A 14,053-nucleotide genomic window follows, 5' to 3' on the forward strand; every position below is an offset into this window, starting at 1 on the left:
CGACAGATCGTCGTTCTTTTGGCTGCTTGCCCTTTCGGCTGCTTAAGCGTGAGAGCTGTGGAGCCAGGGCTCGCAATCTGCGCGTCTTCTCCGGCGCGGGACGTCTCCATGAATCCATCAGCGCATAAGTTGGGCGCCCCCGCCGGCGCGGCTCTTCCTTCGTCGATCTATTCCGCTGGCGCTTGCCGCAACCCTTCCGTTCCATCTGCCGATGCTCTGGCATGCTGGGAGAGCGGCACGAAACGCTGCAGCCGCAGCGCATTTAGCACCACGAAGACCGAGGAAAACGCCATGGCGCCCGCCGCCAGCATCGGCGAAAGCAGGATACCGAAGGCTGGATAGAGCATCCCCCCCGCGACCGGAATCAAAAGGATATTATAGGCGAACGCCCATAGCAGATTCTGTTTTATGTTACGCATCGTGGCCCGGCTGAGTGCCACGGCGGCCGCTGTAACCCTAAGGTCACCCGACATCAAAACGACATCGGCCGCCTCGATGGCGACATCCGTGCCGCCGCCGATGGCCAAGCCGACATCGGCTTCCGCCAGCGCTGGCGCGTCGTTGATGCCATCGCCAACAAAGGCGATTGTCCGATGCCGCGCGCGGAGTTCCCGCAGCGCTTCGATCTTACCCTGCGGAAGCACTTCGGCGACGGCCGCGCCGATCCCGGCCTCACGGGCAATTGCTTCGGCCGTACGGCGATTGTCGCCCGTCACCATGATGACCTCGAGCCCTTGCTCGCGCAGCGCCGCGACCGCTTGCCGTGCCGTTGGCGCAATCGGATCGGCGATCGCAAGCAGACCCGCGAGCTTGCCGTCGATCTCCGCATAGAGAGGCGATTTCGCAGCCTCGCCAAAACGCGCCGCCGCCTCGGCGAAGTCCATGACATCGACTCCAAGAGTGCGCATGAAACGATCGGCGCCGACCGCGACATGATGTCCTTCGACCACTGCTTCGGCGCCAAGACCAGGCCGCGCGGCGAAGTTTTCCGCCCGCGCGGTGATTGCTCCGGCGGGTTCGCTGTTTCCGGCGCGACTCCTGAGCCGAACAAGCTTCGATAAAAACGTCCGCCAAGCCGGACCTTCCCGTAACGTTTGAAGGTTTGGCTCGGGGTCAACCCAGGCAGCCAGCTTCTCACCCGCACCGGCTTGCTTGGCTGCGGCAGTGATCGCCATCGCGATAGGATGTTCGGAACGCGACTCCACAGCAGCGATAAAGGCGAGCACTTCATTCCGGTCAAAGCCCGGCGCAGCGAGAAAATCCGTCAGCTCGGGATGTCCTTTGGTAATGGTCCCCGTCTTGTCCAAAGCGATTGCGCTGACATTCGCAAGAGTCTGCAAGGCATCCCCTTTGCGAAAGAGAACGCCCAATTCCGCACCGCGTCCCGTGCCGACCATGATCGATGTTGGCGTGGCAAGACCCATGGCGCAGGGGCAAGCGATGATCAGCACGGCGACCATCTGGATTAATGCGTAGCTCAACGAGGGCGCGGGCCCGAGCCAAAGCCAAAGCACGAAGGTCAAGGCCGCGACCGCGATCACAGCGGGGACGAACCATGCCGTCACCTTGTCCACCAGAGCCTGGATTGGCAATTTCGCGCCCTGCGCTTGCTCAACCATGCGAATGATCTGCGCCAGCACCGTATCGGCGCCGGTCTTGGTGACCTTGAAGGTGAAGCTGCCTGTCTTGTTGATCGTCCCGCCGACCACGGACGCGCTGGCACCCTTTGCCACCGAAACAGGTTCCCCGGTCAGCATCGATTCATCGACAAAGGAGGAGCCTTCCAAAACCTGCCCGTCGACAGGTACTTTTTCGCCTGGCTTGACCAGAACAATGTCCCCCACGGCGACCTCATCGAGAGCAATATCGACCGGCGTTCCCTCGCGCAGGACGTGGGCGGTCTTAGGCTTGAGGCTGATCAACTGTTCGATGGCCGCGCCGGTGCGGCCCTTTGCCCGTGCTTCCAAGCTCCGGCCAAGCAAGATCAGAGTCACGATCACCGCGGCAGATTCGAAGTAGACATGCGAGGTTCCCGCCGGAAAGAGACCCGGCGCGAAGGTCACGAGCGTCGAATAGACGAAGGCAGCGCCAGCACCGAGCGCGACCAGCGCGTTCATATCGGGGGTCTTGCGCCATAATGCCGGAAGTCCGGTCGAAAAAAACCGCCGGCCAGGTCCGAACAAAACCAATGCAGTCAACACGAATTGCACAATCCGGCTGGCCTGCATGCCGATTGTATTCATGACAAGCCGATGGACGGCGGGAAACAGGTGAGAGCCCATCTCGAGCGCGAAGACAGGTGTTGTCAAAATCATGGCGGCCATAAGCGCGCGTGAGATCATGGGATTCTTTGTCACGCTGCGCGGCACCTGATGGAGCAAACGCATCCGGCTTGAGTTCATGCGCCGGATAACCCGCTGAACTTGCCGCCTTGGCGAGGGTTTCGGCATTCGTAGTCCCCGCCGCAAAGCGCACCGTCCCCGTTCTGGTGGCGAGATTGACATTGGCTTCGATTACGCCGGGAATTTTCTTGAACGCTTTTTCGACATGTTTCACGCAAGAAGCGCAACTCATTTTGTCGATGTCGAACCGCGCTGTTTCAACCGTGGTCCCATAACCCGCCTTGCCGATCGCGGCGACGACAGCTGCAATGTCGGGGGCACCCGAAAATACCACTTCGGCGCGCTTCGTCACGAGATTGACCGAGGCGGAAGCAACGCCCGGCGTGGCGACAATCGCCTTCTCCACCCGCGAGACGCAGGACGCGCATATCATGCCGTCGATCTCAAGGCTGAATCCGGCGGCCTGCTTTGAAGCGGCTGGAGAAGACATTGGTGTTTTCCTTCAGTCCACGATCCGCGAAAGTGGAATGCCGTTTCGCGGCAAGATCATCCGAACTATGGGAACCAGGAACATGATGAGGTAAAATCTAATCGCGTTGTTAGGCCGCGTTCTCAACCATGCATTCATAGCCAGCTTCGCCAATCGCGGCGATGACCGCCGCGATATCTGGGACCCCCGCAAAGACCACATTGGCGCGTTTTGCCGCAAGATCGACGGAGACCGAGACAACGCCTGGCGTGACGGAAATCGCTTTCTCGACGCGCGCCACGCAGGACTCGCAGGCCATACCCTCCACACGAACGCTGAAAACTTTGGGGTTCTTCGGATCGGAGGAGAGAGAGGACATCGGCAGTTTCCTTCACAAACAGATGAGCTAACGGCAGCCCTTCATCGTAGATCGGCACCAGCCAGTACGAAAACAAGTACGGCCGAAGCGAATGACTCGTGATCACGGCCTCTTCTCCATTGTGTCCTTTGCTGAACAATCCGGCAGTGAATGACTTGGGCCGGTTCAACTTTTCGACATTACGCCGCGGATTGACCTTGGCGCGCGCCATTTCACCGCAACGCCACCGCCGCTATTGCACTCTCATTGGGATGCAGGTGTGCGGCTTCTATCGAGAAATGAGTTTTGACGGGCTCACGGTCTCCTATCTTATTGCGAATCGGATTGGGAGGATGAAGTTGGCGGTTGTTTCCATGGCTGGACAGCTGGCGCCTCGGGCCATTTGGAGTGCCGCCTGGTCGAGCGCTGACGACCCCGAGCTGCCGACGACGCGGGCCGACTGGACATGCCCGTTGCGGCCAATCGTGAGGGCGAGGCGGACCGTTCCTTGTTCACCCCGCGCCCGCGCCGCTTCCGGGTAATGTCTGGCCAGGCTCCCAAGCCCCGCCGCGCAGGCGCTCCGCGCGGCGGCGGCGGCCGCCGAATTCGCGGCGTGCGAGGAGGCCGCGCGCGACGCCGCCGCGGAGGCGCGGGGCGGCGCGCTGGTGCGCGGCGCTGGCGGCTCATGCACCCGTTTCACCACCGGCTTCGGGATTTCCTTTTCGATTTTCTTCGGCTTTGGTTTTGGCTTATGCGGCGTCATCAGCACGACGTTGGGCTTCGGCGTGGGGGCAAGCTCCGGTACCGGAATCGTCTGCTGCTGTTCGACCTCCTCGGGCTGCGCCTCGGTCATTTGGGGTCCCGGGGTGACCTCGGCGGGCGACTGCGTGGGCGGCGCGACGTCCAGGGGCGCAAGCTCGATCATGATCGCCGCCGGAGGCTCCCCGCCGGCCCGCAAGTCACGGATATACAAGATCCAAAAGACGATCGCCGCGTGAACAAGGATGACTGCGGCGGCGGCCAAGAGCCAGCGCTGCCAGGACGGCTCATCCCCGGGATGCAGAACCGTCTTGGCGACCGTCACGGCCTCGGCTCCAGAGTTTGACTGGCTGGAGGCTTGCCTCCTGACAGCGGGCCCCTCAGCGGCGGCCGCCTCCATGCCAACCAGACCGATCTTCAAATAGCCGGCAGCCCGCAGGAGGTTCATCGTTTCCATCACCTCGCCATAGGGCACCTTGCGGTCGGCGCGCACGCAAAATCCGCTGCTCCTTGTCGCCCTGGGTCGCGGCATCAAGAGCGCCCGCCAAAGTCTCGCGGCCAATGGGATCGTCCCCAAGCGCCAGCGTAAGATCCTGTTTCACCGTCAAAAACAGCGGCTTATCGGGACGCGGCGCGGGTTGCGCGGTGGACGCCGGAAGATCGACATTCACATCAACCGTCGAAAGCGGCGCCGCCACCATGAAAATGATCAGCAAAACCAATATGACGTCGATGAATGGCGTCACGTTGATTTCGTGGGTTTCCTCGACGCGATCCTCTTCGAGGGAAAGACGCATGGCCATCGGGCTTACTCCGCGGATTCGTGCAGACGGACGACCGGGGCCTTTTCCTTTTGCGGCGGCAATTCCTCGCGGTCGAGGTCGCGGGAGAGGTGGCGCAGAACTTCCGCCGCCGCGTCGCCAAGCTGCGCCCGATAGGACGTAATGGAACGGGCGAACCCATTGTACATCACCACCGCCGGAATGGCCGCGACCAGCCCCATGGCAGTCGCTAGCAAAGCCTCGGCGATGCCGGGCGCCACCACCGCGAGGTTGGTCGTGTTGGTCTTCGAAATCCCAATGAAACTGTCCATGATTCCCCAGACGGTTCCAAAAAGCCCGATAAAGGGCGCCGTCGCCCCGACCGTCGCGAGAATCCCTGTGCCCCGCATGATCCTCCGTCCCGCATATGCCTCGATGCGCGACAGCAAGGTGGCCGTGCGGTCCTTGACGCCCTCAATGGCAAGGCCCTCGGAACGGTCGGCTTCGCCCGCGGCGGCGGCAACAAAACGCGCGATGGGGGATGTCTCGGAGCCGAGCTCTTTTTCCGCGACGCGGAGGCTCGCGGCATGGGCGAGAATCTCGAAATTGCGGCGCGCCCGAGCCTTGGCCATCCAGAGTTCGATCGTTTTCGCCAGCCAAACCGTCCAGGTCGCGAGCGAGGCCAGCGCCAGCCCCACCATGACAATTTTCACGGGCAGGACGGCGCTGAGAAACATGCCCCAGGGGGAGAGATCCCGCGGCAGGGTTGACGGCAGCACTGCTTCGGTGACGTGCGGCGAAGGACTGGCGGCTTCGGCGGCAGGCACGGAGGATTCCGCGGCGGGCGCAACCGTCTGCCCCGCCGTCACCGGCGCGGCCTCAGGGGGTGAAACAGGTGTAGAAGAGGGCGGCGCAGCAGGCTGGGAAAGCGTGGCTGCCAGTGGAGCGTCCGGCGAAGGCGCCGAGGTCTGCGCTTGAAGCGGGCCAGCGCAAAAAAATAAAATGCTGAAGGCAGTTACAAGCCCCGCTCCTCTTGCAACAGGCGTGAGTCGCGTCCCTAACACATGATCCATGCCGGTCATTTCATGTCCTCCTGATCCCATGCCGCGCTGCATTCGCTCATCCGGCGGAGACCATCAATGAAAAAATCTCATTCCGAGGCGCGCCTGGCCATACCGGGCGAAGATCACACCTACCCTCATGGAAACGTGCAGGGGCCAGAAATCACGACATGCGAAAGGACGTTCCGTAGAACATTTTGAGGCCCGATGCTTGATTTCTTTGATGCTTGCCAGGCAGACCGTGGCTTGCATCACAAATCCGCAGCTTGCCCTGGCTTCGATATTTGGATAGCCAGGGGATCAAGCTTGTGTCCAAGCGCCTTCTCCACCGCCGCAGAGAACTCCATCAAAAATCTCGCAGAGTTGAATTTGCTGGCGAGCGCCTTGATCACGGCCGGATCAAAGGACATCCCCTCGAAGTCATGTACGGCCTGTTCAATCGCCGCGACGGTCTGCTCCCCAAAAAACAACCCTGATACCCCGGCGACAACGGATTCCGTAAGCCCGCCGCGTCCATACGCTATGACGGGCCTCCCGCTCGCCATCACTTCAACGGGCACGATACCAAAATCCTCCTCGCCTGGAAACACCAGGGCGCGGCACCGCGCATAGTGATGGCGCAGGACGCCAAAAGGTTGCTGTCCCATAACTGTTACTGTGGGGCCCGCGCGTTTGCGGACCTCAGCGAGCATCTCTCCTCCGCCGATCACAATGAGACGGCGGCCGAGTGCATTAAAAGCCTCGACGGCAAGTTCTGGTCTCTTGTAGGCAACGAGTTCGCCGGCCATGAGATAGTAGTCTTCGACATCGCCGGGAGAAACGCTCTCGAACAGCTCAACATTGACAGGGGGATGGATTACCGCCGAGTCCCGGCGGTAATATTTTTCGATGCGAGCCGCGACGGTCGCCGAATTCGCGATGAAGCGATCGACCCGCATCGACGCCGTTGCATCCCAAATGCGCAGATAATGGCAGAGAGGCGGCATCATGACGCGCTGCAGCCAGCCGGTGCGCTCACGGTAATCGTGAAACATGTTCCAGACATAACGCATCGGCGAATGGCAATAACAAAGATGCACGGCGCCCGGGGGCGGTATGATCCCCTTGGCCGGTCCTGATTCACTGCTGATGATGAGATCGTAGCCACGCAGATCGAGTTGTTCGAGCGCGATCGGCATCAAAGGGAGATAATGCTTGTAATAGCGTCGCGCGCGAGGCAGAGAATTGATAAATGTCGTAAAAATCCTGTGACTTCGTATCGTTTCCGAGACTTTTTCGGGATCATAGACGTGCGTAAAAATATCCGCGCCGGGAAATAGCTGGCAAAGCGCCTCGACCACTTTTTCGCCGCCCCGCATCGACACGAGCCAGTAATGGACGATCGCCACGCGCATGCCGACTAGCCCCCGTTTGCCTCAAAACGCGTGCCTCCGGAAAGAGACCGCTTTCATTCGGATGCGCCTCGATGAGCTGGGGTGCCTCTGTTAATTCCGCGAGAGGCCCCGGGCGAATCAGAAACGGCGTTTCAATTTGTTCCTAAATGGAGGCAAGGGCCGCGTCTACGCCCGCTGGGAGGTCTTGGCCCCAGCGAAGAACATTTCGCGGGATTGCCAAAAGGCCGGCAGGTTTCCGGTGAAGAATTTCTGGCGGGGAGCCCTCTAAAGCGGGCGGATATTGCTGCGCTGCTGCGCCACGAGAATGCTAGGTCTCCGCCGCCGCAGCCTGGCCGCGCAAACAATGATCAGTAACTGCCTTTTCGGGCGATGACGGCACCAAGTGTCCGCATCAAGATCACGATGTCGTTGGAGATGCGCCAATTGCGCACATAATTCGCGTCCATCTCAATGCGTTGATCATATCCGCAGTCATTGCGGCCGCTGACCTGCCATACACCCGTTATTCCAGGCCGGGCCTGAAGATAGAGTCCGAGCTTATCGCCATAACGCCCCACTTCGGATGGCACGACCGGACGCGGCCCTACCAGACTCATATCACCCCGGATGACGTTTATAAGCTGAGGTAATTCATCAAGACTTGATTGGCGCAAAAACTTCCCCACCGCCGTGATCCGCGGGTCATTGGTCAATTTCTGGGTGCGCTCCCACTCCGCACGCGCTAACGGATCGGATTCCAACAGTGATTTCAGTACCTTGTCCGAATCCGTCACCATTGACCGAAATTTCAGGCAGGCGAAGCGGCGGCCTCCTTGGCCAACGCGAACATGACTAAAAATCACCGGTCCTGGGTCTGTTAATTTAAGTAACAAAACAACAAACGCAAATAAAGGCAAAAACATGAGAAGCGTTATCGAAGCAACAATCACATCAAATATTCTTTTAGCTTTTCCGCCAGTGGTATATGGAGCGACTTTGGATCGCCCCAAGAGCACGGACAACTCGCCATCAAACATTATAGCACCCCATAAATTCCATTTCTCCGGTGCCTAGGCTCGCGTGGCTTTTGGCTAAACAGAGCGTTAACAAATTGAACGCTGGTGATAATCGTAACAAATTTTTAGGTGCAATGCAACGTAGTCGCCTGCGACCCAGCGTCATTGAAGGTTAATGTTTAATCGGCAATTTGTTCCGAATTCATGACCTAAATAAGGGATTCGTTCGAATTTCGAAATTCTCGAAGCATCCCGCCTTCAATCCTTGGCCCGTTCCACATAGGAACCATCTTCTGTCTGTACGATGACCCGCACGCCGGGGGAAATATGGGGAGGCACCATGACGCGCGCGCCATTTGATAATTTCGCCGGCTTATAGGACGATGATGCCGTTTGACCTTTCATGGCTGGCTCCGTTTCGACGACTTCAAGAGTCACCCGGGCAGGAAGCTGGACCCCCACGGCGGTGCTATTAAAGATCGACAGCACGCAAGTCATTCCTTCTTGCAAATAAAGCGCCTGTTCTCCGACAACCTCGGCGGGAACGGCGATCTGATCAAAGGATTCCATATTCATAAAGTGGAACCCGTCTGCGTCCTGGAAAAGGTAGCTAAAATTTGAATCCTCGACGTAAGCACGTACAACCTGCTCGGTCGTTTTGTAGCGATCCGTTGTTTTGACCCCATCCGATAGACGGCGCATATCGATTTGGGTTGTCGGGGTGCCCTTGCCAGGATGAAAGCTTTCCGCAGTCAAAACAACATAAAGCTGGCCATCCTCTCTCTCGATGATATTGCCTTTCCGGATTGAACTGGCGATGACTTTCACAGGCTTTCCTCTATCAGCTATTGGGGGGTGCCGTCCGCTTGGCGCAGACCTGCCGGCTCAGCATTCGGGCCGGACAATACTCATGTTCCGGCGTTTCGCTAGTGCTTTCCGAACCAGAAGGCCAATTGCGGCAAAGATAAATTAAGCGTCCTCAAGCCTGGATTTTTGATCGAAATGGCAAAATGAGCACTCTGTCCTCAGAACCATCGCCATGGTGGTCCCCGAGCATCCATCGCGACCGGCGCCCTTTCCTTTTGAGCCGAAACAGCATGGTGGCCGCCGCACGGGCTTTTTTTTCGGGGCAATCGTTTATCGAAGCCGATACGGCCATTCTCCAAGTGTCGCCCGGAAACGAAACCCACATCAGTGCTTTCCGTACCGAAGCTCTTGATGATAGTGGAATAAAATCAACTCTTTATCTACATACGTCGCCGGAATTCGCAGCCAAGAAACTGCTTGCTGCGGGCGAGGAGCGCATTTTCACTTTCGCGCATGTGTTCCGGAACCGCGAACGGGGCAAACTTCACCATCCGGAATTCACGATGCTTGAGTGGTATCGCGCGGGCGAGCCCTATCAGAGGCTGATCGAGGATTGCATGGGGCTTCTGGCACGCACCGTAGCCGCCGCAGGTAGCCGCGATCTGCGCTTTGCCGGACATGTCGCCGATCCCTTCGAAGAGCCGGAAATCCTGAGCGTCGCTGAGGCATTTGACCGCTATGCCAATATTGATCTTTTGGCGACCCTCAGCGAACCCGTGGCCGGGAGGGAGGCACTCGCGGCGGGCGCCCGCAGAAATGGGATTACAATTGCCCCGGATGACAGCTGGCGGGATTTGTTCAGCAAGATTATTGCGGCGAAGATCGAGCCGCAACTTGGACATGGCCGCCCGGCAATTCTCATGGATTATCCGGCAAGCGAAGCTGCACTGGCCAAATTGCAGGACGATCCGCGTTTCGCCGAGCGGTTTGAACTTTATGTTTGCGGCGTCGAGCTCGCCAATGGATTTGGCGAATTGACAGACCCCGGTCTCCAGCGCCGCCGTTTTGAGGCGGCAATGGCGGAACGGCTGCAGATCTATGGCGAGGCCTATCCGCTCGATGAGGACTTCTTGCAAGCCTTGGCGATCATGCCACCGGCGTGCGGGATCGCGCTTGGCTTCGACCGGCTGGTGATGCTCGCGACCGGGGCATCTCACATCGAGCAGGTGATTTGGACGCCCGTGCAACGGGGTATGATGGAACGATGACCGGCACTCCGGCACTTTTGCGCAATGCCTCGGACCTCGTGAACGCCGGTCTTCTTCCGGCCTCCCATAAAGAGGCTGTGGAACGGCTCGCCACAACCTACGCGATCGGCATCACCGGCGCGGTCGCGGAACTGATCGACCGCGGTGATCCAGATGATCCGATAGCCCGCCAGTTCGTTCCGGATTTGGCCGAACTCGCCCAGCAGCCAGGGGAAATGGCCGATCCCACCGGCGATCTCCGGTTCAGTCCCATTGAAGGGATTGTGCACCGCTACCCCGATCGCGTGCTGTTGAAATTGCTTCACATCTGTCCGGTTTATTGCCGGTTCTGCTTTCGCCGCACCGTGGTCGGGCCAAACAGCCCCACGCATCTTTCACCCGACGCGCTGAGCGCCGCCATCGGCTACATAGAGGGTCACCCCGGAATCTGGGAAGTGATTCTGACGGGGGGTGATCCACTGACCTTATCGGCACGCAGGCTCGCGGAGATCATGGCGAGGCTCAAAGCCATCGATCATGTGAAAATCCTCCGCATTCATACAAGGGTGCCGGTTGCCGACCCCTCGAAGATCACGGCTGAAATCGTCAATGTTTTGCTTTCCTCCGGCAAGACGATTTACGTCGCCCTGCATGCCAATCATCCGCGCGAATTGACGGCGGCGGCGCGCGCGGCCTGTGCCACATTTATCGATGCGGGCATCCCGATGCTCAGTCAGAGCGTCCTGCTCGCGGGCGTCAACGACAATATCAAAACCATGACGGAGCTCATGCGCGCTTTCGTCGAGGCACGCATAAAGCCCTATTATCTGCACCATCTCGATCCCGCGCCAGGAACCGCGCATTTCCGGGTGCCGATTGCCAAAGGCCGCGATTTGATGCGGCGGCTGCGCGGAAATGTCTCGGGCCTTTGTCAGCCGCATTACATGCTCGATATACCGGGCGGCCACGGCAAGTCACCGATTGGCCCAAATTATCTTGTAGAAAGAGCTTCCGGTCAGCCTAGCCAGATTACCGATTATAAAGGCCGCACGCACATCTACTCGCAAGAGGCCCGCGAACAGCGCGAAATGCGAGACGACACAAAGTTGCCTTGGGAGCCTGTTTAGGCGACAACCAATTCGCCTGACTGGACAAGCCATTCGCGGCTGACCGCGGCAGGCGCCATTCTGGAGAAGCCTTGCTGAAAACTCTTGCCCGTGTGCTCGGTTTTGTTGCGCTCGCCGCGTTGGCGCCCGCCTGCGGACAAGCGCACCCCAAACACGCGCAGCTCGCCAAACAAAGCAGCGCCCAAGCCGAACCCGCCGGACAAAAACAAACCCCTGGCCAAAAGCCAACGCCCGATCCGGGGCAAGCACAGGTGCAAGCTCCAGCGCCGGGCACCGCTCAGATGGCGCAGCCCGTCGGACCCCCCATGCCGCCGCCCCCGGCGCCGCCGCCGCCGGAACAAGTGCCGATCGGCCCGATCCTCGACAATCTCGGCGCTTCCTTGAAGCAAATCGAAGCCAGTCTCGAGCGTCACGAGCTGACCGATGTCGAATTGCAAGATCTGCGTCAGCAGACCGATCCCATTTCGGCCGCCGCCGCCGATGCCGTCGATCGCCTGACGCCGCGCCTTGCCGGTATTAAGGCGCGGCTCGATCAACTTGGCCCGAAACCCGACGATCAAGCGGCGCCCGAAAGCCCCGCCGTGACAGCTGACCGGGCTGATCAGCAAAAGCTCTATAATGACATCGATGAACTTCTGAAGCGCGCCCGGCTTATCGGCGTCCAGGCCGATCAATACAGTGCGAATATCACGGCGCGGCGGCGCGCTTTGTTCACACGATCCTTGTTCGCGCGGGCGGCGAGCATCGCAAACCCAGATCTCTGGACCAAGGTCTGGCAAGAAGCGCCAAGTGACACAGCCGCCATCAAGGCGGTGTTCAGTGAATGGATCAACGGCATCAACGCAAGGCTCGATGGACAGCGCCTGCCGGTTTTCTGGGGCTCGCTGGCCGCGATCCTTTTGCTTTATGTGCCGCTCGCGAAGCTCGCCCGGCGTATTCTCGCGCGCAGTCCCGAGGTTTTGGAGCCAAGCCGCCTTTTAAAAATTCTGGGCGCCTGGTGGATCGCACTCGTCATCACGGGTCCCGCCATTGCGATGGTTGTTATTGTTTCCCTCGTCTTCCAGGAATTTGATCTCACCAATGCGCGATTGCAGCCTTTCATGCAGGCTGCCGGAGTCGCGGTGATCCGGATTGCGGCGGCAACGGGAATTACGCGCGGTCTGTTTGCTCCGACCAGGCCCAATTGGCGGCTGCCAAAACTCAACGATAGAGCAGCCGAAAGCATCGTCCGTATTGCAATCATCCTTGCTTGCATTGTTTCGGTTGCCAGCCTTTTCGAGGCCCTCAACGACATTGTCGGTGCATCATTGCCCGTCGCGGTCACCATGCGCGGTCTCGCGGCCCTTGCGGGAGCGATCCTTCTCGGTATCGAGCTGTGGCGCTTCGGCAGTACCTTGGATACGGACGATTGTCTTGGCCCCGAGGTTACACGGCAGCGCGGATGGTTTGACATTTTGCGTTTGGTCTCCTGGGTGGAGGCTTTCGCGATCACCGTCTCGGTTCTAATCGGATACGCCGCATTCGGCAGTTTCCTCCTCGAACAATTTTTTTGGGTCGGCGCCATTGCCTGCGTCTTGTTCATGTTGATCGTCCTTCTCGAAGAGACAATTAGCGCAAGCCTCGCGCCAACTGCCCGGCTCGGGCATCGGCTGATCGCCAGCATTGGCTTCAATCGCAACTCGCTCGAACTGACGGGTGTCCTCCTCTCCGGCTTCATCCGGCTTGTGCTGTTCGTCGTCGCGGCCGGTCTCGTGCTGGCACCCTGGGGGCTTCAACGGAGTGACGTTCCCATCGATATCGGAGCCGCCTTTTTCGGTTTCAAAGTCGGCGACATCACGATTTCGCCGTTCAATATTTTTATTGCCATCACGCTTTTCGCGCTCGCCTTCGGGTTTTTCCACGCGGTGCTACAGTGGGTCGATTCCAAGCTGTTTCCGCATATGAATTTCGACATTGGCCTGCGCAATTCGATCCGCACCAGCCTCGGTTATCTCGGCTTTCTCATCGCTGCCGGCCTCGCGCTCGGCTATCTTGGATTGAGTTTCGAAAAGCTTGCCATCGTCGCCGGCGCTTTGTCTGTCGGTATCGGATTTGGACTTCAATCGATCGTCAACAATTTCGTATCGGGCCTAATCCTCCTGTGGGAACGCACAGTCCGAGTCGGCGATTGGATCGTGGTCGGCGGCGACCAGGGGTTTGTGCGCCGTATCAATGTCCGCGCGACCGAGATCGAGACGTTTGATCGCGCCCAAGTCATCATCCCGAACTCAAGCCTCATCACCGGGGTCGTCACCAATCTTGTCCGCAACGACCGGACCGGCCGGGTGTCAATACCTCTGACCGTCGCAACCGCCGCCGATCCAACCAAGATCCGCGAAGTTCTAATTGCGATCGCCAAGGCAAATCAGCTCGTTTTGACGATACCGGCCCCGCAAATCCTGTTTACCGGAATATCCAACAGCGTCCTCAATTTCGAGCTGCGTGTCTTTGTCGGCGACGTGGAAACCAGTGTCCGCGTCAAGAGCGACCTTAATTTCGAGATTTTCAAACGGTTCAAGGAAGAAAAATTCTTTGATTCCCCTGCGGCACCGGACACAAAGAAGGTGGAAATCATCAATCTCGAAAATTTCAGCAGGCTTTTGGCGCCGCACCTCGATGAGTTCTCCGCAGCAAGCCAAGCAAAGCGAGGCGTGCCCGGACGCTGATTTCCTTCCCTATTGCAGGGTGATTGCG

At 59.0% G+C, this 14,053-nt stretch carries 11 protein-coding genes and 2 pseudogenes; 4 read left to right on the plus strand and 9 right to left on the minus strand.

Annotation, left to right across the window (positions count from 1 at the left end; all coding sequences use genetic code 11):
- Positions 1-167: 167 nt before the first annotated feature.
- Positions 168-2,504, minus strand: a complete 2,337-nt coding sequence (locus QEV83_RS07390; RefSeq protein ID WP_348273265.1) for a copper-translocating P-type ATPase — start codon at positions 2,502-2,504, stop codon at positions 168-170.
- Positions 2,467-2,748: pseudogene (locus QEV83_RS07395) on the minus strand (cation transporter); the annotation flags it as partial. The pseudogene QEV83_RS07395 and the gene QEV83_RS07390, both read right to left, overlap by 38 nt.
- On the opposite strand from QEV83_RS07395, the gene QEV83_RS07400 reads away from it, so the two are divergent.
- Positions 2,651-2,926: a hypothetical protein gene (locus tag QEV83_RS07400; RefSeq protein ID WP_280131168.1), complete on the plus strand. Its 276-nt coding sequence runs from the start codon at positions 2,651-2,653 to the stop codon at positions 2,924-2,926. The pseudogene QEV83_RS07395 and the gene QEV83_RS07400 sit on opposite strands and share 98 nt — an antisense overlap.
- A gap of 15 nt (positions 2,927-2,941) precedes the next feature.
- Here the strand turns inward: QEV83_RS07400 and QEV83_RS07405 are convergent, their stop codons facing one another.
- The 7 genes and pseudogenes from QEV83_RS07405 to efp form a co-directional block, all read right to left on the minus strand.
- Positions 2,942-3,190 (minus strand): heavy metal-associated domain-containing protein, encoded by a 249-nt coding sequence (locus QEV83_RS07405; protein ID WP_280130563.1) that lies wholly within the window; start codon positions 3,188-3,190, stop codon positions 2,942-2,944.
- A 304-nt stretch (positions 3,191-3,494) separates the two neighbouring features.
- Positions 3,495-4,328: a TonB family protein gene (locus QEV83_RS19455; RefSeq protein WP_348273272.1), complete on the minus strand. Its 834-nt coding sequence runs from the start codon at positions 4,326-4,328 to the stop codon at positions 3,495-3,497.
- Positions 4,314-4,731 (minus strand): annotated as a pseudogene (gene exbD / locus QEV83_RS07415) (TonB system transport protein ExbD); the annotation flags it as partial. The pseudogene exbD and the gene QEV83_RS19455, both read right to left, overlap by 15 nt.
- 5 nt (positions 4,732-4,736) lie before the next feature.
- On the minus strand, positions 4,737-5,771 hold the full coding sequence (gene exbB, locus QEV83_RS07420; protein WP_280130564.1) for a tonB-system energizer ExbB: 1,035 nt from the start codon (positions 5,769-5,771) through the stop codon (positions 4,737-4,739).
- 230 nt (positions 5,772-6,001) lie between these two features.
- Positions 6,002-7,144: a glycosyltransferase gene (locus tag QEV83_RS07425; RefSeq protein WP_280130565.1), complete on the minus strand. Its 1,143-nt coding sequence runs from the start codon at positions 7,142-7,144 to the stop codon at positions 6,002-6,004.
- A gap of 347 nt (positions 7,145-7,491) precedes the next feature.
- Entirely contained in the window at positions 7,492-8,160 is a 669-nt protein-coding gene (locus tag QEV83_RS07430; protein ID WP_280130566.1) for a sugar transferase, read from the minus strand.
- A gap of 237 nt (positions 8,161-8,397) precedes the next feature.
- On the minus strand, positions 8,398-8,967 hold the full coding sequence (gene efp, locus QEV83_RS07435) for an elongation factor P (protein ID WP_280130567.1): 570 nt from the start codon (positions 8,965-8,967) through the stop codon (positions 8,398-8,400).
- Between the two features lie 191 nt (positions 8,968-9,158).
- Here efp and epmA point away from each other — a divergent pair, with 191 nt between their 5' ends.
- From epmA to QEV83_RS07450, 3 genes are all read left to right on the plus strand, one after another.
- Positions 9,159-10,214 carry an EF-P lysine aminoacylase EpmA gene (epmA, locus tag QEV83_RS07440; RefSeq protein WP_348273273.1) on the plus strand — a complete coding sequence of 352 codons (1,056 nt, stop codon included), beginning with the start codon at positions 9,159-9,161 and terminating at the stop codon, positions 10,212-10,214.
- Entirely contained in the window at positions 10,211-11,320 is a 1,110-nt protein-coding gene (locus QEV83_RS07445) for a lysine-2,3-aminomutase-like protein (protein ID WP_280130569.1), read from the plus strand. The genes epmA and QEV83_RS07445 overlap by 4 nt, the downstream gene beginning before the upstream one ends.
- A 71-nt stretch (positions 11,321-11,391) precedes the next feature.
- On the plus strand, positions 11,392-14,025 hold the full coding sequence (locus QEV83_RS07450) for a DUF3772 domain-containing protein (RefSeq protein ID WP_280130570.1): 2,634 nt from the start codon (positions 11,392-11,394) through the stop codon (positions 14,023-14,025).
- The last annotated feature ends 28 nt before the right edge of the window (positions 14,026-14,053 follow it).

This window comes from Methylocapsa sp. D3K7 (assembly GCF_029855125.1).
Lineage (GTDB): Bacteria > Pseudomonadota > Alphaproteobacteria > Rhizobiales > Beijerinckiaceae > Methylocapsa.